Origin of the sequence: Microbacterium sp. LMI1x-1-1.1, assembly GCF_040676205.1 — a bacterium.
Lineage (GTDB): Bacteria > Actinomycetota > Actinomycetes > Actinomycetales > Microbacteriaceae > Microbacterium > Microbacterium aquilitoris.
The window spans coordinates 547,924-568,764 of record NZ_JBEGHM010000001.1; the positions used below are offsets into that span (position 1 = coordinate 547,924).

General features: G+C 69.0%; 21 protein-coding genes and 1 tRNA gene. 9 read left to right on the plus strand and 13 right to left on the minus strand.

Going from position 1 to position 20,841, the window contains the following annotated elements:
- The first annotated feature begins 8 nt into the window (after positions 1-8).
- Genes MRBLMI1x_RS02720 through MRBLMI1x_RS02730 form a run of 3 tightly spaced genes read left to right on the plus strand, consistent with a single transcriptional unit; the run spans position 9 to position 1,596 of the window.
- Positions 9-794 (plus strand): class E sortase, encoded by a 786-nt coding sequence (locus MRBLMI1x_RS02720; protein ID WP_363455767.1) that lies wholly within the window; start codon positions 9-11, stop codon positions 792-794.
- Positions 794-961, plus strand: coding sequence for a hypothetical protein (locus MRBLMI1x_RS02725; protein ID WP_020097610.1), 168 nt, complete (start codon positions 794-796; stop codon positions 959-961). Before MRBLMI1x_RS02720 ends, MRBLMI1x_RS02725 begins: the two co-directional genes overlap by 1 nt.
- Positions 958-1,596, plus strand: a complete 639-nt coding sequence (locus tag MRBLMI1x_RS02730; RefSeq protein WP_363455771.1) for an anthranilate synthase component II — start codon at positions 958-960, stop codon at positions 1,594-1,596. The genes MRBLMI1x_RS02725 and MRBLMI1x_RS02730 overlap by 4 nt, the downstream gene beginning before the upstream one ends.
- A gap of 10 nt (positions 1,597-1,606) precedes the next feature.
- Here the strand turns inward: MRBLMI1x_RS02730 and pknB are convergent, their stop codons facing one another.
- The 7 genes from pknB to MRBLMI1x_RS02765 form a co-directional block, all read right to left on the minus strand.
- Positions 1,607-3,304, minus strand: coding sequence for a Stk1 family PASTA domain-containing Ser/Thr kinase (pknB, locus tag MRBLMI1x_RS02735; protein WP_336126442.1), 1,698 nt, complete (start codon positions 3,302-3,304; stop codon positions 1,607-1,609).
- A gap of 88 nt (positions 3,305-3,392) precedes the next feature.
- Complete coding sequence (locus MRBLMI1x_RS02740) at positions 3,393-5,231, minus strand: protein kinase domain-containing protein (protein WP_363455774.1); 1,839 nt, start codon at positions 5,229-5,231, stop codon at positions 3,393-3,395.
- Entirely contained in the window at positions 5,228-6,682 is a 1,455-nt protein-coding gene (locus MRBLMI1x_RS02745; RefSeq protein WP_020097614.1) for a peptidoglycan D,D-transpeptidase FtsI family protein, read from the minus strand. The genes MRBLMI1x_RS02740 and MRBLMI1x_RS02745 overlap by 4 nt, the downstream gene beginning before the upstream one ends.
- Positions 6,679-8,055: an FtsW/RodA/SpoVE family cell cycle protein gene (locus MRBLMI1x_RS02750; protein ID WP_020097615.1), complete on the minus strand. Its 1,377-nt coding sequence runs from the start codon at positions 8,053-8,055 to the stop codon at positions 6,679-6,681. The genes MRBLMI1x_RS02745 and MRBLMI1x_RS02750 overlap by 4 nt, the downstream gene beginning before the upstream one ends.
- Positions 8,052-9,281, minus strand: coding sequence for a PP2C family protein-serine/threonine phosphatase (locus MRBLMI1x_RS02755; protein WP_018187824.1), 1,230 nt, complete (start codon positions 9,279-9,281; stop codon positions 8,052-8,054). Before MRBLMI1x_RS02755 ends, MRBLMI1x_RS02750 begins: the two co-directional genes overlap by 4 nt.
- 12 nt (positions 9,282-9,293) lie before the next feature.
- Positions 9,294-9,830: an FHA domain-containing protein FhaB/FipA gene (locus tag MRBLMI1x_RS02760; RefSeq protein ID WP_311858455.1), complete on the minus strand. Its 537-nt coding sequence runs from the start codon at positions 9,828-9,830 to the stop codon at positions 9,294-9,296.
- A complete protein-coding gene (locus tag MRBLMI1x_RS02765; protein ID WP_363455781.1) occupies positions 9,827-10,558 on the minus strand; it encodes a DUF3662 and FHA domain-containing protein in 732 nt (243 codons plus the stop codon). Before MRBLMI1x_RS02765 ends, MRBLMI1x_RS02760 begins: the two co-directional genes overlap by 4 nt.
- A gap of 143 nt (positions 10,559-10,701) precedes the next feature.
- Here MRBLMI1x_RS02765 and MRBLMI1x_RS02770 point away from each other — a divergent pair.
- Positions 10,702-10,785 (plus strand) — tRNA-Leu (locus MRBLMI1x_RS02770).
- 68 nt (positions 10,786-10,853) lie between these two features.
- Here the strand turns inward: MRBLMI1x_RS02770 and MRBLMI1x_RS02775 are convergent.
- A complete protein-coding gene (locus MRBLMI1x_RS02775; RefSeq protein WP_363455784.1) occupies positions 10,854-11,519 on the minus strand; it encodes a TetR family transcriptional regulator in 666 nt (221 codons plus the stop codon).
- A 110-nt stretch (positions 11,520-11,629) separates the two neighbouring features.
- On the opposite strand from MRBLMI1x_RS02775, the gene MRBLMI1x_RS02780 reads away from it, so the two are divergent.
- Positions 11,630-13,105, plus strand: coding sequence for a DHA2 family efflux MFS transporter permease subunit (locus MRBLMI1x_RS02780; protein WP_363455787.1), 1,476 nt, complete (start codon positions 11,630-11,632; stop codon positions 13,103-13,105).
- Between the two features lie 77 nt (positions 13,106-13,182).
- Positions 13,183-14,214: an FUSC family protein gene (locus tag MRBLMI1x_RS02785; protein WP_363455790.1), complete on the plus strand. Its 1,032-nt coding sequence runs from the start codon at positions 13,183-13,185 to the stop codon at positions 14,212-14,214.
- Between the two features lie 14 nt (positions 14,215-14,228).
- On the opposite strand, the gene MRBLMI1x_RS02790 is transcribed toward MRBLMI1x_RS02785, so the two are convergent.
- Genes MRBLMI1x_RS02790 through MRBLMI1x_RS02800 form a run of 3 tightly spaced genes read right to left on the minus strand, consistent with a single transcriptional unit; the run spans position 14,229 to position 16,699 of the window.
- Positions 14,229-14,600, minus strand: a complete 372-nt coding sequence (locus MRBLMI1x_RS02790; protein WP_018187830.1) for a VOC family protein — start codon at positions 14,598-14,600, stop codon at positions 14,229-14,231.
- Between the two features lie 38 nt (positions 14,601-14,638).
- The gene (locus MRBLMI1x_RS02795) at positions 14,639-15,034 is read right to left on the minus strand and encodes a VOC family protein (RefSeq protein ID WP_336125421.1); all 396 of its coding nucleotides are present in this window, start codon (positions 15,032-15,034) and stop codon (positions 14,639-14,641) included.
- Between the two features lie 9 nt (positions 15,035-15,043).
- Positions 15,044-16,699: an FAD-dependent oxidoreductase gene (locus tag MRBLMI1x_RS02800; protein WP_363455795.1), complete on the minus strand. Its 1,656-nt coding sequence runs from the start codon at positions 16,697-16,699 to the stop codon at positions 15,044-15,046.
- 185 nt (positions 16,700-16,884) lie between these two features.
- Between MRBLMI1x_RS02800 and MRBLMI1x_RS02805 the strand changes: the two genes are divergently transcribed.
- On the plus strand, positions 16,885-17,091 hold the full coding sequence (locus tag MRBLMI1x_RS02805; protein ID WP_018187833.1) for a cold-shock protein: 207 nt from the start codon (positions 16,885-16,887) through the stop codon (positions 17,089-17,091).
- Positions 17,092-17,095: 4 nt separating this feature from the next.
- Here the strand turns inward: MRBLMI1x_RS02805 and MRBLMI1x_RS02810 are convergent, their stop codons facing one another.
- Positions 17,096-17,773, minus strand: coding sequence for an HAD hydrolase-like protein (locus tag MRBLMI1x_RS02810; protein ID WP_363455800.1), 678 nt, complete (start codon positions 17,771-17,773; stop codon positions 17,096-17,098).
- Positions 17,774-17,817: 44 nt separating this feature from the next.
- Here MRBLMI1x_RS02810 and nucS point away from each other — a divergent pair, with 44 nt between their 5' ends.
- The gene (gene nucS / locus MRBLMI1x_RS02815; RefSeq protein WP_065571979.1) at positions 17,818-18,504 is read left to right on the plus strand and encodes an endonuclease NucS; all 687 of its coding nucleotides are present in this window, start codon (positions 17,818-17,820) and stop codon (positions 18,502-18,504) included.
- Positions 18,505-18,510: 6 nt separating this feature from the next.
- Here nucS and MRBLMI1x_RS02820 read toward each other — a convergent pair whose 3' ends face one another.
- Positions 18,511-19,725, minus strand: a complete 1,215-nt coding sequence (locus MRBLMI1x_RS02820) for an MFS transporter (protein WP_363455804.1) — start codon at positions 19,723-19,725, stop codon at positions 18,511-18,513.
- A 67-nt stretch (positions 19,726-19,792) separates the two neighbouring features.
- On the opposite strand from MRBLMI1x_RS02820, the gene MRBLMI1x_RS02825 reads away from it, so the two are divergent.
- Positions 19,793-20,833 (plus strand): LacI family DNA-binding transcriptional regulator, encoded by a 1,041-nt coding sequence (locus tag MRBLMI1x_RS02825; RefSeq protein ID WP_363455807.1) that lies wholly within the window; start codon positions 19,793-19,795, stop codon positions 20,831-20,833.
- Positions 20,834-20,841: the final 8 nt, after the last annotated feature.

Sequence of the window (20,841 nt, forward strand, 5' to 3'; positions counted from 1 at the left end):
CTCCGATCGTGACCGCCTCCTCGCCCACGGAGCACCAGACCCGACGCACTCGTCGGAACCGTCCTCGCCCACGCACCACCGTCCTGAGCGTTGTCGGTGAGATCCTGCTGACGCTGGGTGTCGTGACCCTCCTCTACGTCACGTGGCACACGTGGATCGGTGACGCGATCGTGCAGGGCGAACAGCATGCGGCCGCGCAGGCGCTGGCTGATCAGTGGGCCGCCGAGGGCGACCCGACCCCCGGCGCCTCGGCCCCCGCGACGCCGGCGCCGGACGACCCGGCGGCGATCCCGATCCTGGGCGATCAGAAGCACGCCGAGGTGTTCGGCATCATGAAGGTGCCGCGCTTCGGCAAGGACTGGCAGTTCAAGATCGCCTCCGGCATCTCGCGCCCCGACATCCTCGACCGCGGTGAGATCGGGCATTACCCCGACACCGCCATGCCCGGCGCGGAGGGCAACACGGTCTACGCCGCGCACCGCTGGACCTCGGGTGCGCCGTTCGATCCGATCGACCGGCTCGTCATCGGCGACGCCATCGTCATCCAGACCAAGGCCGGCTGGTACACGTACCGCTTCCGGTCCCTCGAATACGTGCAGGACACCCAGATCCAGGTGCTCCTGCCTGTCCCCAACAAAGAAGGCGTCGCCGCGAACGGTCGTTACCTGACGCTCACGAGCTGCGCGCCGAAGCTGAACTCCCTGGAGCGCATCATCGCCTACGCCGTCTTCGACGAGTTCACTCCCACGGCCGCCGGTCCGCCGGCCGCGCTGACCGCCGGGGTGGGTGCCTGATGTACGCGGCATTGTGGCGGGTGCTCCCGGGTCCGTGGTGGGTACGGGTGCTGATCCTGCTGGTCCTCGCGGCCATCATCTTGTATCTGCTCTACTTCTACGTCTTCCCCTGGGTGTTCCAGACGGTGTGGCCCAGCGAGGAGTCCACCGTCGGCGGCGGCGGGTGAGCGGCGGCATCCGGGTACTGGTCGTCGACAACCATGACAGTTTCGTCCACACCCTGATCGGCTACCTCGCAGAGCTCGGGGCCGAGGTCGACATGGTCGAGTCGGATGCCGCCGATGCCGTCGACCGCGTCGGTGCAGCCGACGCCGTGCTCATCTCTCCCGGTCCCGGTACCCCCGAGGGTGCGGGCGCGTCGATCGCCATCGTGGAGCGGTGCGCGAGCACGGCCACCCCGCTCCTCGGGGTGTGCCTGGGACACCAGGCGATCGCGGTCGCCTTCGGCGGGGTCGTCTCGCATGCGGCCGATCTGATGCACGGGCGGACGTCGCTCGTGCACCACGACGGTTCCGGTGTCTTCTCGGGTCTGCCGCGGCCGTTCACCGCCACTCGGTACCACTCGCTCGCCGTGGGGCGCGCGTCGCTGCCCGTCGATCTGCGGGTCACGGCGTGGACCGACTCCGGCACCGTCATGGGCCTGGCCCATCGGTCACTGCCGATCGAGGGGGTGCAGTTCCACCCCGAGAGCGTCCTCACCGAAGGCGGTTACCAGCTGCTCGGTACCTGGCTGGAGGGCGTCGGACTGCCGGATGCCGCGCGTCGGGGTGCGCGCTTGAGCCCGCATCGGGCGGTCGGCTGAGCCTGAGCGGTCAGCCGCTGCAGGTCGTGAGGGTGATCTCGGACCCGACCGGCACCTCGCCGATCGCGGACTGCACCTTCACCATCCGCGGGTCGGTCGCGGGGCACGACGGATCCTCCTGCACCACCGGATCGAGGTTGTACTGGTCGGACTCGAGGATCTCAACGGCCTTGTCGACCGTGTAGTTGAGCGCGAAGTCCTCGACGGTGACCGTGCCGGTGGCGACGACCAGGTCGACCGCGCTCCCCTTCGGGATCTCCTGCCCGTCGGTCACCGCGGCGCCGTTCACCGACCCGCTGATCACAACGTCGGCCGCCAGCCGCGGATCGTTGCGCCGGGTGATCGAGCCGAGCTTCAGGCCGGCCTGCTCGAGCGAGGACGTGACCTCCGAGACGGTGAGATTCGCGAGCGCGGGGACGGCTGCCTTCTCGACGCCCTGCGACACGTAGACCGTCACCTGCTCGCCGGGTGCGACCGTGGTCCCTGCAACGGGATCGGTGCGGACGACGGCGCCTTCGGGCACGTCGGCGCTCGTCTCGTCGACCTGCTGCGGAACGAGTTTGGCCTTGTCGATCACCTGCTCCGCGCGGTCCCAGGTCATGGTGACGACGTCGGGCACCGTCAGGGCGTTGGGTGTGACCGTGCCCTCGTCGGGTCGGAGCGTGTTCACCCAGATGAAGACGGAGACCAGCAGCACCGCGAGCATCGCGATGCCCGCCCACACCCACGCGACCGGCGGTCCCGACTGGGTGCGGCGCATCGTGTCGTCGCTCGTGAGCTGACGCAGCGACCGCGCCGTCTCGGCGGCCTGCTTCGGATCGGGGCCGTAGAGCTCGTTGCTGAGCGATTCGACGCGGCGCTTGCTCGGAGCCTTGCGTCCGGTCGCGGCCGCAAGGGCGTCGCGGAACGCGACGGCCGTCTGCGGACGCTGGAACGGATCCTTCGCGAGCGCGCGGAGCACCAGGGCGTCGAGCGAGCGCGGGACGGTGTCGACCAGCTCGGACGGCGGAACGGGAGCCTCGGAGACGTGCTGGTACGCGACGGCGATCGGGTTCTCGCCGCGGAACGGCGGCTGCCCGGTGAGCAGCTCGTACAGGACGATCCCCGCCGAGTAGATGTCTGCGCGGGCGTCGACCGGGTCGCCCTTGGCCATCTCGGGCGAGAAGTACGACGCGGTCCCGATGATCGCCGTGGTCTCGGCGACCGTCGACGACGAGTCCGACACCGCGCGCGCGATGCCGAAGTCCATGACCTTCACCTGACCGGCATCCGTCACCATGACGTTGCCGGGTTTGATGTCGCGGTGGACGACGCCGGCGCGATGCGAGTACTCGAGCGCCTCGAGGATGCCGTCGGTGTACCGCAGCGCGTCCTCGAGCGGAACCGGGCCGTCGCTGATGATGTCCTTCAGCAGGTGCCCGGTGACGAGCTCCATGACGATGTACGGCTCGGGATGCGGCTGGCCCGCGGCATCCGTCCTCGTCTCCTCGCCGGCGTCGTAGACACGGACGATCGCGGGGTGCGACATGCGCGACGCCGACTGCGCCTCGAGCCGGAACCGCGTGCGGAAGGCGCTGTCTGCGGCCAGGTCGGCCTCGAGGATCTTGATGGCGACCGGACGACCGAGGGTCAGGTCCTGTCCGCGGTACACGGAAGCCATGCCACCCCGGCCGATGAGGTCATCGACTCGGTAGCGGCCCGACAGCACGCGTGACGTAACGGACACTTCACTCCCCGGAATGGAACCCGGACAGCCTATCCGACCGTGTTCGAAAGCCCGCTGAATGCGGTCGTGATCAGCCGTCGCTGCCGTTGCCGCCGCCGTCGCCACCGTCAGCGGGAGGGGTCTCCTCCTGAGCGGGGACGATGGATGCCGCAGCCTCCGACGACTCTCCCGAGACCCGTTCGGTGCCCTCGCCGTTGCAGGTGACGTTGTAGGTGACCGAAAGGGCCTGACTGTTCGTGCCGACGACGACCTCCTGCGGACGGTCGCCGATCGCGAAGCTCGCGGTCGACTCGCCGTTCTTCTGGAAGACGCCCCCCGAGAGGGTCATCGTGTAGCTCGTGGCCTGCGGTGCGCCGGCGGGGCAGGTGTAGCTGTCCCACATGATCCGCACGGTCGACCCGGCGGTGACGGTTCCGTCGTCGTTGCCGCCCTGGATGCTCGGCGCTGCGGGCGTCTCCATCTGAGCCGTCTTGTCGTAGTACAGCAGGGTGATCTCACGATCGAACTGCACGTTGCCCGTGGGGTTGATGCTGTAGACCGTGCCGACCTGGTCGTCGGTGTTCGCCTGGTCGCCGCGCTCGCAGACGACGTTGGCGAATCCGTTGTCGTTGAGGATCTGCCTCGCGTCTTCGCACGACTTGCCCTCGATGTCGAAGGACTCGGGATCGGCCGAGGTCGGCGCCGCGGGCGTCGACGGCGGCGGCGAGGACGGCGGCGGGCTGGAGACCGGGGCCGGGCTGCTGGGCGGCGGCGTGGCCGGTCCCGTCTCGCCGGTCGGTTGGAAGAGGGTGACGAGGGCACCGATCAGCACGACGGCCAGCAGGACGATGAGGGCCACGAGGGGCCAGGTCCACGGGCTGCGCTTCTTCTTGGCGGGCTGCGAGCGAGCGGGCTGCTCGGTCGCGAGGGCGGCCGTCCCGGTTCCGACGCCTGAGGCTGCGCCGACGCCGGCGGCTGCTCCGGCCGCGCCCGCAGAGGGGAGCAGGCGGGTCGTCGCGTCGGTGCCGTTGTTGGACGTCAGGAGCTGCGTGAAGGCATCCGGTGACACGGCGCCGGCGATCGCCGGAACGATTGCGGCCGCGCCGGCGACATCGCCGCGGCGGAGTGCACCTGCCGCGCGGGCGACGGCCGAGGTCGACGCCGGACGCTCGTCGGGCTTCTTCGCGATCATGCTCATCACGAAGCGCTGCACGGGCTCCGAGATCGTGTCGGGAAGCGGCGGCGGGGTGTCGTTGATCTGCGCCATCGCGATCGCGACCTGCGATTCGCCCGTGAATGGGCGTCGGCCGGCCAGCAGCTCGTACGCGACGATGCCGAGCGAGTAGATGTCGGTCGAGGGGGATGCCGCGTGACCCGACGCCTGCTCGGGCGAGAGGTACTGGACCGTGCCCATGACCTGACCGGTCGCGGTGAGGGGCACCTGATCGGCGATGCGCGCGATGCCGAAGTCGGTGATCTTCACGCGACCGTCGGGCGTGATGAGCAGGTTGCCGGGCTTGATGTCGCGGTGGACGAGGCCTGCGGCGTGGGCGGCCTGCAGCGCCGAGGCGGTCTGCGCGACGATGTCGAGCGTCTTGTCGGTCGACAGCGCGCCCTCGCGCTCAAGGATCGTCGACAGGGCTTCGCCGGGGACGAGTTCCATGACGAGGAACGCGGAGCCGTTCTCCTCGCCGTAGTCGAACACGCTGGCGATGCCTTCGTGGTTGACGAGCGCGGCGTGGCGGGCCTCGGCGCGGAAACGCTCGAGGAACCCGGGGTCGCCCATGTACTCGTCTTTGAGGATCTTGATGGCGACGGTACGCCCGATGACGTGGTCGGTGGCCTCCCAGACCTCGCCCATGCCGCCGATCGCGATCCGCGAAGCCAGTTCGTACCGTCCGCCGAAGCTCACACCCTGCGTCGGTCTCATTCGCTCAGCACCGCCTCAATCACTTTCTTCGCGATCGGGGCCGCGATCCCGTTGCTCGTTCCGTTCTGGCCGAGCCCACCACCGTTCTCCACCATCACCGTGACGACCACCTTGGGGTCCTCCGCGGGGGCGAAACCGGTGAACCACAGCGTGTACGGGTCCCCCGGATCGTGCTCCGCCGTTCCGGTCTTCCCGGCGACGTCGACTCCGTCTATTCTCGCACCCGACGCGGCGCCGTTTTTGACATTGCCGATCATCAGCTGCGTCATCGTCTGGGCCACCTCGGGCGACACGGCCCGGCCGAACTCGGTGTCGGCGGGCTCGTCCTGAACCGTCAGGTCCGACGCGACGACGCGGTCGACCATGCGCGGGTTCATGACGACGCCGTCGTTCGCGATCCCCGCGGCGACCATGGCCATCTGCAGCGGCGTCGCGCGGACATCCGTCTGGCCGATGCCGCTCAGCGCGGTCTGCGGCTCATCGAAGCCCTCGCGGTAGCTGGACGCGGTCACGTCGAGCGGGATCTCGAAGGCCGAGTTGAACCCGAACTTCTGCGCCTGCTCGCGGATCGCGTCGGTGCCGAGTTCGAGCGCGAGCTCGGCCATGGGGATGTTGCAGCTGAGCCGCAAGGCTGTCTCGAGCGTCGTCTTCTCGCCCGGACCGCACGTGCCGCGATCGAAGTTGTGCAGGACGTTCGTCGTTCCGGGGAGCGTGAAGGTGGCGGGGTTGTCGAACGTCGAGTCCGGCGTGTACTTGCCCGACGCGAGCGCCGCCGAGGCGACCACGAGCTTGAAGGTCGACCCGGGGGGCTCGGTCTCGCGCGTCACCCGGTTGGTGAGGGGACGCAGCGGGTCGGCCTGCAGCTTCTGATCCGCTGCGTTCACGGACGAGCTGTTGTGCGAGGCGAGCAGGTTCGTGTCGTAGCTGGGGCTCGTGGCCATCGCGAGGATGCGGCCGGTGTCGGGCTCCATCGCGACGACCGCGCCCTCGAGACCGTCGAGCGCGTCGTAGGCGACCTTCTGGACCTTCGGGTCGAGCGAGAGGAGGACGTTCGATCCGCGCGCCGGCTGACCGCTGACGATCTGGTCGAGACGGGTCAGGAACTGCTGGCTTCCCGTTCCGGCGAGGGCCGCGTTCATGGCGTACTCCATGCCCGTCGACGAGCGGAGGACGGGGTTGATGAACCCCGTCACGGGTGCCCACATCTCGGCATCCGGGTACGTCCGGATCCAGCTGTAGACGTCGTCGCTCGGCTTCGACGAGGCGATCGCCGTGCTGCCCGCGTAGACCGTGCCGCGCTGCACCTCGTACGAGTCGTACAGGGTGCGGCGGTTCTCCCGGTTCTCGTTGAGCTGACCGGCGAGGGCCACCTGGATGACACTCGTCGCCGCGAACAGGCTGAGGAACATGAAGAGCACGACGACGCTCAGTCGGCGGAGTTGCTTGGTCATCCGATCACCACCCGGGGCCTGGAGCGAACCGCATCCGAGATCCGGAGGAGGATCGCGATGATGAGGAAGTTCGCGATGAGCGACGAACCGCCCGCCGCGAGGAACGGCATGGTCAGACCCGTGAGCGGGATGACGCGGGTGACACCGCCGACCATGATGAACACCTGCAGGGCGAGCGTGAACGAGAGCCCGGTCGCGAGGAGCTTGCCGAAGTCGTCCTGACCGGCGATGCCGATGCGGATGCCGCGGCTCACGAACACCATGTAGAGCGCGAGGATCGCGAACACACCGACGAGGCCGAGCTCTTCACCGAGGCTCGGCAGGATGTAGTCGTTGTGCGCGAGCGGTGTCAGGTCGGGGCGGCCGAGGCCCCATCCGGTGCCGATCAGTCCGCCGTGCGCGAGACCGAAGATGCCCGACACGAGCTGGTAGCTGCTGCCGTTGATGTAGTCGGGGTTGAACGCGTCGAGCCAGTTCGAGAAGCGGGACCCGACGTAGGGCAGGATCCGCGATGCGACGATCGCGCCGCCCGCTGCGAGGAGGACCCCGAGGATCGCCCAGCTGGCCTTGCCCGTCGCGACGTAGAGCATCGCGATGAACATCCCGAAGATCAGGATGCCGGTGCCGAGGTCGCGCTGCAGGACGATGATCCCGAGCGAGACCCCCCAGATGATCAGCAGGGGGCCGAGCTGGCGGGCCTTCGGCCACGTGATGCCGAGGAACTTCGTGCCGACGGAGCTGAGCGCCTCGCGGGTGCGCACGAGGTACCCCGCGAAGAAGACGGCGAGGCAGATCTTCGCCAGTTCACCGGGCTGGAACGAGAAGACGCCGCCGATCGACACCCAGACGTCCGCGCCGGCCTTGATGCCGAGCCCCGGCACGAAGGGAAGCAGGAGCAGCAGGATGCCGCTGAGGCCGAACACGTAGGTGTAGCGGAAGAGGACGCGGTAGTTGCGGAGGAAGATGACGATGAGGATCGCGCCGGCGATGGCGATTGCCGCCCACACGAGCTGACGGAAACCGAGCGATCCCCAGCCCGCACGGTCCTCTGCGATGTCGAGGCGGTAGATCATCGCGATCCCGAGACCGGTCAGCAGGGTCGCAATCGGCAGGACGAACGGGTCCGCGTCGCGCGCGCAGATCCGGGTGACGATGTGCATGGCGAAGGCGAGTCCGGCCAGGCCGCCGCAGTACGAGAGGAACGTCGGGTCGATTTGGTCGCGGGTGCCCAGCTGGACGAGGATGACCGCGACGGTCGTCACGACGATGGCGAACAGGAGCAGCCCCAGCTCGCGGTTGCGCTGGGTGGCCGGCATCCGCAGTTTGCGCAGTGCCTTGATGACCGTGGTGTCGGTCTCTACCGAGGCTGTCATGGGGTCCCCTGGCGGAGGTTGTCGACGATCGCCTGCGCGTCGGCGAGGGATCGTGCGGAGATGGTCTGCTCGACCGACTGCCGCTCGAGGGCGTCCAGGTCGGCGAGGAGGATGTTCGTGTCCTCGTACGGTGTCGACAGTGAGATCGGGCCGATGTCCTGCTGGATGCCCCGGTAGATCACGACGCTGTCGTCGTCGGCGCCGATGAAGTACCGCGTCTGCGTCCAGGCGTAGCCGGCGAACACACCGGCGGCGATGACCGCGATGATCGCGAGGAAGCCGACGAACCACCAGACGCGACGGCGCCGGGCACGACGGCGGTCCTCCTCGATGAGTTCCTCGAGGTACTCCGCCGCCGGCTCGAAGTGGCTCGGCTCGTTGGCCGCCTGGCGCCCGGTCTGGAACCAGCCGGTACGCGCCGGTCGCGCGACGGGGATCTCGATGCCCTTCGGCGTCGCGGCGGAACCGACGATCGTCGCGGTCCCGCTGTACATCGGATGCCGCCCGCCCACGTCCACGAGGACGATCGTGACGTTGTCGGGGGCACCGGCATCCAACGCCAGCTTCAAGAGCATGTCGGCGGTGCGGCCTGGGGCGAGGTCCTGCCGGAGGACCTTGGCGGTCTGCGCATCGTCGACGACGCCGCAGAGACCGTCGGAGCAGATCAGCCAGCGGTCGCCGGGCTGGGTCTGCATGATGAAGGCGTCGACCTCGGGGTCGGTGCCCATGTCGCCGAGGACGCGCATGAGGACGGAGCGCCGCGGGTGGTACCGCGCTTCTTCGGGCGTGATGCGTCCCGAGTCGACGAGACGCTGCACGAAGGTGTGGTCCGTCGTGATCTGAGTGAGCACGCCGTCGCGGAAGAGGTAGACGCGCGAGTCGCCGATGTGGGCGATGACGGCGTACTCGTCGACCATGAGGACGGCGCTGACCGTCGTTCCCATACCGGCCAGCTCGGGACGCTCGGCGACCGTGTCGACGAGGACGTGCGCCGCATCCACGATCGACTCGCGGAGTTCGCGCTCGGCCTCGGCCGGAGTCGGGAAGCCGTGGTCGAGGCCTTCGAGGTGGTGGACGGCGATGCTCGAGGCGATGTCGCCACCGGCGTGGCCTCCCATGCCGTCGGCGACGACGAACAGGTTCGAGCCGGAGAAGCCCGAGTCCTGATTGTTGGACCGGACCTTCCCGGTATGGGAGATCGCGGCGCTCGAACCCTCGAAGACCATCGGTGCGGGCCGTTACTTCCGCAGCTCGAACGTCGTGGCGCCGACCTTGATGGGCGCTCCGACGATCACGGGGACGGGAGAGGCGACGCGCTCGCCGTCGTGCCAGGTGCCGTTGGTGGAATCGAGGTCCTGCACCATCCACTGCTCGCCCCAGAGGACGAGGCGCGCGTGGTGGCTCGAGGTGTAGTCATCGCGGATGACGAGACCAGATTCGCTCGAGCGGCCGATCGTCAAGGGCTCGTCGCCGAGGGGGAGTTCGAGACCCGCCTTCGGACCGCTCGTGATGACGATGCGGGAGACCGTGGTGCGGGTAGCCTTCTGCGGCCCGCTGGGGGCGGCGGGCCGGCTGGTGATCGGCGAGACGATCGACGTCTCGGCGTTGGCCGGCGCGGTCGCCACGGGGCCGGGCGCGGCGGCGACGGGCTCGGGCATCTTGCGGACCTTGACGCCGAACAGGTCGGCGCGCAGCGAGTAGACCACCGCGAAGACGAAGAACCACAGCAGGATCAGGAACCCGATCTGCAGCAGAAGGAGTGTCAGTTCACTCATGCCTGGCCTCCGATGTCGAACATGCGGGTCGCGGGATCCTGCGGCCGCGGCGGGATGCGGGAGGCCTGCGCCACGACGCGGAAGGTGATGCGCGTGCGCCCGATGGTGACGACGGAATCCGGCTCCAGGGCCGCCTCCGAGACCTTCACTCCGTTGAGCTGCGTTCCGTTGGTGGAGCCGAGATCGCGGACCATGGCGCGACGGCCGTCCCAGAGGATCTCGACGTGCCGGCGGCTCGTGCCGGCGTCGGAGATCGTGATGTCGGCATCCGTCCCCCGGCCGATGACCGTGCGGCTGGCCGTGAGGGGGTGCTGGGTACCGTCGATCTCGACGACGCCGTGCCACGAGACGTCGTCGACGCTCGCGGAGGCGGAATCGACGCGGACCGTACCGGTGCTGAGCGACTCGTCGGGGTTGATCCGCAGCGACACGGGCCCGGCGAAGCTGTACTGCTGGCTCTTCGCGTGGGCTTCGACCAGCTGCAGCAGCTCGTCGTGCAGGGCACGGCCCAGCGTCCCCATGCGTTCGTGGTCCGCCGGCGCGAGCCGGACGACCAGTGTGTTGGGAACGAGGATGCGGTCGCGCGAGACGACGGCGGCCTTCGCGTCGAGCTCGGCCCGCAGTGCGGAGGCGATCTCGACAGGCTGCACACCGCTGCGGAAGGTCTTGGCGAACGCACCGTTCACGGCGCGCTCGATTCCCTTCTCGAAGCTGTCAAGTAGTCCCACGGGGCTCCTCAGGCAGTCTGGACCGGTGCTCACATGCTAGTTGTCGACCCTGGCAGGGTCTGGGGAACAAGGCTGCGGCTGTTTCTCCGGCGGGCTCGCGCCATGATATCCTCGGAAAGTTGATCCCGTGGCGACACGGGTTCGCGCGAGTGGCGGAATAGGCAGACGCGCTGGCTTCAGGTGCCAGTGCCCGAAAGGGCGTGGGGGTTCAACTCCCCCCTCGCGCACAGACAGTGCGACACGAAGCCGGTCGGTGGTGAGAACCCCGACCGGCTTCGTCGTTCGCGGCGCCGGGTCAGGCGGGCGAGTCGCCCAACTGGTCGCTCATCGCCGCAGTGCTGCGGCGGATCTCGAGATAGATGTCACGGACGCTGCCTGAGGTGCCGAGCTCGGCACGACGGGCCCACTCGTCGAAGGCCAGCCGGACGATGAAGAAGATGATCCCGATGGCTGCACGGGCGGTGAGGATGTCGGGATCCGAGCCAGCGGCATCCACGGCGACTCCGGTCAGAGCGTCCACCTGTTCGGCCTCGGTACGGAGGGCGAGCGCGAGCAGGGTCGGCTCGTGGCCTATGAGGCGGCGGATGCGCAGCGCGCGCTCGTGCTCATCCGGTCGGGAGTCGAACTGGGCGATCTGCGCGAGCCAGCTGCTCTCGAGTGCCCGCAGCAGCGGTGTGCCGCTGCCGATCGCCTCGCTCACCGCGGTCAGCATCGACTCCGATTCCTCGGGCGTGGGGAGGACGGCCGCCTCTTTGGTCGCGAAGTAGCGGAAGAACGTCCGGGGTGAGGTGCCGGCGCGGCGCGCGATGTCGTCGACGGTCGTCCCGCCGACGCCGTGCTTCTCGAACAGGTCGATCGCCGCATCCGACAATTCGCGCTGCGTCTCGCGGCGGCGCCGCTCGCGGAGACCTCCGGGGGCGGGCTCCTCACCAGTCGCGTCGCCGCGGGAATACCCGTTCATCCGATCATTGTTGCACTGATCGTCAAATATGCACTGACCGCCAAAATGGCAGTGAGTGTCACTTATGATGGACCAGGACGACCCGTCCCCACCGACCTCGAAAGCGCCCCATGACCCTCAGCGACTCCCGCCCCGACACGGCGCCCTCCCCGACGATCTCCGCAGCCCCCGCGAAGACCGGACCCGTCATCGCGCTCCTCGTCGTCGCGGCCTTCGTCGTCATCCTCAACGAGACGATCATGGGCGTCGCGTTGCCGAGCCTGATGGTCGACCTCGACATCACGGCGGCCACCGCGCAGTGGCTGACGACAGGCTTCCTTCTCACGATGGCGGTCGTCATCCCGCTGACCGGGACGCTCCTCGCACGCTTCACCGTGCGCCAGGTGTTCTTCACCGCGATGACGCTTTTCGCGATCGGCACGCTCATCGCGGCCCTGGCGCCGGGGTTCGGGATGCTGCTGGTCGGCCGCATCGTCCAGGCGTCGGGCACCGCGATCATGATGCCGCTGCTCTTCACCACGGTCCTCAACGTGGTGCCTCCGACGCACCGCGGGCGGATGATGGGCGTCATCAGCATCGTGATCGCCGTCGCACCGGCGATCGGCCCCACGGTCTCGGGGCTCATCCTGTCGGCCTTGGACTGGCGGTGGATGTTCTGGCTGGTCCTTCCGATCGCGCTCGTCGCCATCGCCCTCGGCGCACTGTGGGTGCGCAACGTCACCGAGACGAGGGACGCGCGTTTCGACATCCCGTCCGTCGTCCTGTCGGCCCTGGGCTTCGGCGGTCTCATCTTCGGACTCAGCTCCATCGGCGAGTCGGCTTCGGGTCACGCCCCGGTTCCCGTGTGGATCCCGATGATCGTCGGCGCGGCATCGCTCATCGCGTTCGTCGTCCGTCAGCTGGTGTTGCAGAGGACGGATGCCGCTCTCCTCGACCTGCGGACCTTCCGGTCGCGCTCGTTCAGCCTCGCCGTCGTCCTCGTCATCGTGGTCATGTCGGCGCTCTTCGGCTCGCTGATCCTGCTGCCCATCTACCTGCAGCAGGTCCTCTCGCTCGACACCCTGACCGTCGGACTCATGCTGCTGCCCGGCGGCGTACTGATGGGCATCATCGCTCCCGTCGTCGGGTCGCTCTTCGACCGCTTCGGACCGCGGCCGCTGGTCCTTCCCGGAATGGTCGTCGCGGCGGCGGCGCTGTGGGGCATGACGACCTTCGGCGAAGGCACGTCGGTCTCCTGGATCATCGCGGTGCACATGGCTCTGAACCTGGGTCTCGGCTTCGTCTTCACGCCGCTGCTCACGTCGGCTTTGGGATCCCTTCCGCAGCGCTTGTACTCGCACGGCAGCGCAACGGTCAGCACCCTGCAGCAGGTCGCCGGAGCGGCCGGTACCGCCTTGTTCATCACCCTCATGTCGGTCGGTGGCGCTGCCGCGGCGGCATCCGGTGCCGATCCGGTCGGTGCCGTCGCATCGGGCGTGCACACCGCTTTCTTCGTCGGCGCGGTGGTCGCATCCGTGGCCGTCGTGCTGGCTGCGTTCGTGCGGAAGCCCGTCAGTGAGTCGCAGGCACAGGACGCCGTGCGCTGAGGAGGTTCCGGGGATCGCCCGGTTCCCTCTCACGCTCGGGCCCTCAGACGGTCGTCCGTCGCGCGTAGGCTCTTGAGGTGGGTGCATCGCGTGGCCGGATCTGGACCGGGGTCATCCGTGTCGCACCCTACGACCGCGATCACACGGTGGCGATCCGTGCCGCGATCAGCGTCGGCGTCCCCCTGCTCGTCCTCTGCGCGATGGGCCGGCTCGATCTCAGCATCTACGCGAGTTTCGGAGCCTTCGCCTCGCTCTACGGGCGCACCGATCCGATCGGCGATCGCGTCAGGATGCAGGCGGCCGCGGGCGCGGTCCTGGTCACCGCCATGCTCATCGGCACGGCCACGTCAGTCGCCCAGCTGGCGGCGCCGTGGGCGATCGTCGTCGTGTCGGCGGTCGCCTCGGTCGTCACCCTGCTCGCGTACTCGGCCCAGTGGCATCCGCCGGGAGCGCTGTTCATCGTGTTCGCCGCGGGGGCGACGGCATCCGTTCCCGCCGATGCCACACGGCTGATCGACGTCCTCGCTGTGGGTCTCGCGGCCGTGGTCTTCTCGATCCTCATCACACTCGTGTACGAGGCAGTCTCGGCCCGAGGGCTTCCGCGCCTGGCGCGAACGAAGAACTGCATCGCCGTCGGCGCTGTGGCCACGGAGATGGCCGTCACGGTGGCGGTGGCGACGCTCCTCGGCGGGATCGCGGGGCTTCTGCTCCTGGATTCCCACTGGTACTGGGCGATGGTCGGCGCGGTCGCGGCGGTGAGCGGTCCGCACGTGAAGGCGCGCATCATCCGCGGACTGCAGCGGCTCATCGGGACCGCGCTCGGAGTTCTGGTGGCAGCAGCCATCCTCGCCCTGGGCGTGCCTCCCCTCGGGGTCATCCTGATCGCCGTCGGTCTGCAGGCGACTGCCGAACTGTTCGTGGGTCGCAACTACGCAATCGCGATGATCTTCATCACGCCGCTCGCGCTGTTGATGGTCCAGCTCGCGGCACCGACCACCGTCGGCGTGCTGCTGAGCGACCGACTGGGGGAGACGCTCATCGGCATCGTTGCGGGAACAGCCGTCGCCGTCGTCTCGGCGTTCGTCCGGAGCCGTCGGGCGGCCCGCTGATCTCGCGCCGGGCTCTACCCGGGCGCCTCCCACAGTTCGATCTCGAGTCCCTCCGGGTCGACGATCCGGACGAACCGGCCGTACTCCGTCTCCCACTCCGGGCGGGTTTGGACCGGGACCCCGGCGCCCTCCAGACGCGCGACGAGGGCGTCGAGCTCGCTCACCCGAAGATTCAGCATGAACGGCTGGTCCGCCCCGAAGTAGTCGCTGTCGGCGGAGAACGGCGCGAAGACGGTCATCCCGGCATCCTGCTGCCAGACGGCTCCCTGGCCTTCGGCGCCGGCATCGATGCCGAGGTGTCGGCGATACCACTCCGCCCGTGCCTGCGGATGACGACTGCGGAAGAAGAGCCCGCCGATCCCTAGTACGCTCACGCGGCCGAGCATACTCACGCGCCCGGGGCCTGGTCCGCCCTGATAGCAGGTCAGCCCTGATAACCGATGAGCCAGGCGACCCCGAAGCGGTCGGTCACGGTGCCGTCATGGTCGCCCCACGCGCGCAGCTGCAGCGGATCGATGACGCTGCCGCCGTCGGCGAGCGTCGCGAACCAGGTCTCGAGCTCCGCCGGCTCGGTGGTGCCCAGGAGAGAGAACATGACGCCGCGCAGTTCCAGCGGCGGATCGCCCGGCACACCGTCGGCGGCGAACAGCTCGACGCGCCCGCTCAGCATTCCGTGCGCGATGAAGTCGCTCGGCCCGTCCTCCCGTCCGAAATCTCCGAAGGTGTGCAGCACCAGGTCACCGCCGAAGACCTCCTGATAGAAGGTGAGCGCATCGCGCGCGACGCCGGGGAAGTGGAGATACGGAGTGAGTCCGGTCATCCGGTCACGCTATTGGGCGGATCCTCTCCGCGGAAGCCCTGCCTCGACGCCATCGGTCCACGTGAGCCATCCGCCGTCGAGGTTGCGGACGTCGTGACCGAGCTGCTGCAGGAGGCGGCTGGCCGTGTGTCCTCGCTGGCCCACCTTGCAGTGGACGATGAGCGGCGCAGCGGGGAGCTCGCCGTGCCGCTCGCGGAGCTCGTCGAGCGGGAGCAGGATCGAGCCGGGGATCGAGCCGGCATCGTGCTCGCCGGCCGTGCGGACGTCGACCACGACGGCGCCGGCCGCGCGGGCGGCATCCACCTCGTGCCACTGGATCGTGCGATCGGCGCCCGTCGCCAGGTTCTCGGCGACGTACCCGGCCATGTTGATCGCGTCCTTCGCCGACCCGTACTGCGGTGCGTAGGCGAGTTCGAGTTGGGTCAGAGCGGATGCCGTGAGCCCGGTCGTCATCGCGACGGCCAGGACGTCGAGCCGCTTGTCGACGCCGGCCCGCCCGACGATCTGAGCGCCGAGGAGGAGGTCGGTCTCGGGGTCGATGAGGAGCTTCATCGCCATCTGCTCCGCGCCGGGGTAGTAGGTCGCGTGAGAGAAGGGATGCGTGTGAACGACCCGATGCGGCCGGGATGCCGCGACGAGTCGGCGTTCGCTCCAGCCGACGAGCCCGACGGTGAGACCGAGCACCCCGACGATGGTCGTGCCGAGGGCGGGAGTCACGGCCGGGGTGGGTGCGCCGGCGATGTCGTCGGCTGCGGCGCGCCCGTGGCGGTTCGCGAGACCCGCCATCGTGACGAGGGTCGCCTGCCCGTCGAGGTGATCGGTCTTCTCGACCGCGTCGCCGACGGCCCACACCACCGGGATGTTCGTGCGGTGCCGCTCGTCGACGGCGATGCCGCCCGTCGCCCCGAGCGCGATCCCGGCGGCCTCGGCGATCCGCACGTCGGGACGGACGCCGCGAGCGTCGACGACCAGATCGGCGGGCACCCGGGTGCCGTCGGAGAGCGTGACAGCCTCCGTGTCGACGCTCGATACCGTGACACCGGTGCGGAGGTCGACGCCGGCGTCGGCGAGTGCGCGATGGACGGGCGACACCATCTCGGGGTCGAGAGGGCTGAGCACCTGGCGTCCTCGCTGGACGAGCGTCACGTGCGCGCCGCGGGCGACGAGGTTCTCGACCGCCTCGATGCCGATGAACCCGGCCCCCGCGACGACCGCTCGAGGCGACGCGACATCGGCGAGGGCATCGGTGATCGCGTCGACGTCTTCGACGCTGCGCAGGGTGACCACAGGCATCCCGTCACCGGGGAGGCGATCGACTGCCGTCGCACCCATAGCGAGGACGAGGTCGTCGAACGGTTCGACCCGCTCGTCGCCGGCGTCGAGGTCGCGAACGGTGACGGTCCGCGCGGCCACATCGATCGCGACGACCTCGTGGCGGACGCGGACCTGCAGCGCGAAGCGCGCGGCGAGGGATGCCGGTGTCTGCAGCAGCAGCGAGGAGCGATCCTCGATCACTCCGCCCACGTGATAGGGGAGTCCGCAGTTCGCGAAAGAGACGTAGGAGCCGCGCTCGAAGACCACGATCTCGCGGTGTTCGTCGAGCCGGCGGAGTCGGGTCGCCGCGGACATGCCGGCGGCGACGCCACCGATGATGATGGTGCGCATACCTCTGACTATACCCCGGGGGGTATTAAGACATGTCGCGGGCTTGTCATATTGGTCACCGATCGGTGTCTTGCGGGCAACGTTTGTGTCACCTTCCTACGGAGGGGGTGACTGTACAGGTTGCGGGGGCTAGGTTGGGGAAGGACCGGCGGACGTGTCGCCGGCAACAATCAGTAAGGCAGTTCATGAGCGTCAGCGGTACCGTCAAGTGGTTCAACTCGGAAAAGGGCTTCGGGTTCATCGCCCCCGATGAAGGCGGCGCCGACGTCTTCGCCCACTACTCAGCCATCGAATCTTCGGGCTACCGCTCGCTGGAAGAGAACCAGCGAGTCGAGTTCGACATCGCCCAGGGCCCTAAGGGCCTGCAGGCGGAGAACATTCGCCCCGTCTGAGGTTTTACACCTCAGCAGTGAGGAGCAGGCGGCGGAGTTCGGCCATCGTGTCGACCGCCGCCTGCGCCCCTTCACTCTCGTGGGGCCAACTAAAGCCCCACCGTACGAAAATGACGGGGACGCCGTTCGCGGCGGCCCCGTCGACGTCGTGATGGCGGTCTCCGATGAGGACCGGGCGGCTCGTGTCCGCCCCCGCCGCCTTCAGGCGGCGCAGTGCCTCGGCGACGATGTCCGCCTTCGTGGCGAGTGTCATCTCGTCCGGAGTCGCACCGGCCATGGCCTGCATGTGCTCTGACAGACGGAAGTGCTCCATGAGCGCGACCACCTGCACCTCGGGCTTCGAGCTCGCGGTCGCCTGCGCGATGCCGGCTGCCGCGACATCCGCGATCAGCTCCCCGACTCCCGGGTAGAGCTCCACGTTCGCGGTGTAGCCGTCGGCCTTGCCGAGAGCCCGGTAGTAGGCGACCGTCTCGGTGGCCTGTTCCGGCGTCATCCCGACGTTCTTCTGGAACGAGTCGTACATCGGCGGACCGATCCAGTGGACCAGTTCCGCGCGCGTCGGCGCCGCGTACCCGAAGTGGGTGAGGCAGCGGTCGAGGCGGCTCAGGATGCCGACGGACGCGTCGACGATCGTGCCGTCCACGTCCCAGAGGATGCAGGACCAGGGGGAGCTCGTCGTCATGCGTCCAGCCTACGGGGACGGATGCCGCGGGTAGGCTCGTCGCCGTGCGTCTCGTCATCGCCCGCTGCTCCGTCGACTACACCGGTCGCCTGAACACGCATCTGCCCCCCGCCACCCGTCTCATCATGGTGAAGGCGGACGGTACGGTCGCGTTCCACCGCGACATCCAGCACCAACCGCTGAACTGGATGAGCCCGCCGTGCACCCTGACGGTGATCGAGCCCGGCGAGGACGACATCGACGTCGTCGAGAAGTGGCGCGTCACCCACGCCAAGACCGGCGACGAGCTCACCATCCGCATCTACGAGGTGCTCCACGACTCGTCGCACGAACTCGGCGTCGATCCCGGTCTCGTGAAGGACGGCGTCGAGGCCGACCTGCAGCGGCTGCTCGCCGAGCAGGTCGGCGTGATCGGCGAGAACCTGACTCTCGTGCGACGCGAGTTCCCCACGGCGATCGGTCCGGTCGACCTCCTGCTGCGCAACCCCGAAGGCGGCACGATCGCGGTCGAGGTCAAGCGCCGCGGCGACATCGACGGTGTCGAGCAGCTGACGCGCTACCTCGAACTTCTCGGGCGCGACCCGCACCTCGCCCCTGTCACAGGGGTGTTCGCTGCGCAGGAGATCAAGCCGCAGGCGAAGGTCCTGGCGACCGATCGCGGCATCCGCTGCGTCACCCTGGACTACGACGAGATGAAGGGCATCGAGTCAGGGGCGCCCCGCCTCTTCTGATCCCCGTCAGTGGCTGGTGCCGCGCGTGCCCGGCAGCGGCTTCGCCGCACCGGAGGCGAACCCTGACGCGGCCACCAGCGCCGCGATGATGAACAGCGTGTTCAGCAGACCGATGTGCGTGCTGATCAGGCCGAGGACCGGCGGGCCGCACAGGAACGCGACGTAGCCGATCGTCGCCGCCGCGCTCACTCGTGCCGCCGCGCGGGCCGGATCGTCGGCCGCCGCCGACATCCCGAGCGGGAAGCCGAGCGAGGCGCCGATGCCCCACAGGGCCGCGCCGACGAACACGAGCGGCAGGTTCGGCGCCAGGATGAACAGCAGGATGCCGGCCACCGCCGTCACGGCGAGGACCCGGAGCGTCGCGACCCGGCCGAAGCGGTCGACGAGCGGGCCGCCGAAGACGCGCACGACCGTCATGGCGATCGAGAACACCGTCAGGGCTGCCGCGCCGAGCGCGAAACCGCCCTTGTGATCCTCGCTCACGCCGAGGGCGAGCCAGTCGTTCGCGCCGCCTTCGGCGAACGCCATGCCGAGCATGACGACACCGAGGACGTAGGTGCGCGGCTCGCGCCACGCCGACAGTGCGGTCGCGAGTCGGTTGCGCCACCCCGTGGGTGCGTCCTCGGGCGAACCGAACTCCCGGTGCGGCACGTAGCGGAAGGCGACGAATGCGAGGACCACGATCGAGATCGCGATCACGGCGGTGTGGGGGAACACCGCGAGCCGCGCACTCGCGGCCAAGGCGCCGATGCCGGCACCGATCACGGTGCCGAGGCTGAAGAACGCATGGAACAGCGGCAGGATCGTCTTCTTCACCTCGACCTCGATCGCGGCACCGTCGACGTTCATGAGGACGTCGAGGGTGCCGTTGCCGAAACCGAACAGGGCGAGCCCGATGAGGACGAGGGGGAGCGACGGGATGACGTCGGTGCCGACGCCGATGAGGAAGAGCCCTACCGACAGGACGAGCATGACCGCGAGCATGCCGCGTCGGGTACCGATGCGTGCCGCGATCATCGAGGAGACCGAGAGGCCGATGATCGAGGCCGCACCCATGCCGAGCAGCAGGAGCCCGATCGTGGCGTTGTCGATGTCGAGCGCCGCCTTGATGGACGGAACCCGTGACGCCCACGTGGCGATGCTCAGACCGCTCGCGGTGAAGATCGCGAACACGGCGAGACGCCAGGTCCACAGGCGTGCGGAGGTGAGCTCGAGGGTCATGACGGTCACTCTAGCGGGATCTCCGAATCGATTCGACAAACGGATTCCGGCGGCTACGATCGAAAACATGAGCAGCCGCCGAGCGACGATCTCGGATGTCGCGCGCGAAGCCGGAGTGTCGGCCTCCACGGCATCGGTCGTCTTCAGCGGCAAGGTCGCCGTCTCGGACACGACCCGCGCGAAGGTGATGCAGGCCGCCGACGCGCTGGGCTATACAGGCCCCGATCCTCGCGCCGCCTCCCTGCGCACCGGCCGGGCCGGCGTCGTCGCGGTGCTGTTCCGCGAACGTCTCGGCGTCGCGTTCCGCGACCCCGTGACGACCGCCATGATGGACGGCCTCACCGACGCGCTCGGTCCTATCGGCGCCGGCATCCTGCTCCTCACCGACGAGGGGCCCGCCGAGTCCGGCCCTACGCTCACGACCGCCCCGCTCGACGCGGCGATCCTGCTCGGCTGCAACGAGATTCTGCAGTCCTCGGTCGACGTCCTCCGTCGACGGGGCATCCCGGTCGTCGTGATCGAGGGGGATGCCGGATCCGACGTTCCCCGCGTCCTGCTCGACAACGTTGATGCGCAGCGCGCCGCGGCCGAGCACGTGCGCTCCCTGGGCCACGACGACGTGGCGCTCGTCACGCTGTCCACCGACGCCACGCGGGCCCGCGGCTTCATCGACGATTCCGCCCTGATCACCGTCGAGGTCACCCGCGACCGCCTGCGCGGCGCGCGAGCGGTCTTCCCCGACGCGCCGGCGTACGCGGTCAGCGAGAGCTCGATCGACGAGGGCCTCGCCGCGGGCCGGGTCCTGCTCGCCGGTGATCGACCGACCGCCATCATGGCGCAGAGCGACCTGCTCGCAGCCGGAGTCATCCGCGCAGCCGAAGAGGCCGGCCTGCGTGTGCCCGAGGACCTCAGCGTGACCGGTTTCGACGGCATCACGGTCGACGGTCTCGCGCCGTACGCCCTCACGACCCTCGAGCAGGATTCCCTCGCGAAGGGTCGCGCTGCGGGCGAGGCGGTTGTGGCGATGCTCGACGGGCGGGATCCGGCATCGGTCACCCTGACGTGCACATTCCGCCGGGGGAACACAACCGGTCCGTTAACGGTCTGACCTGAGAG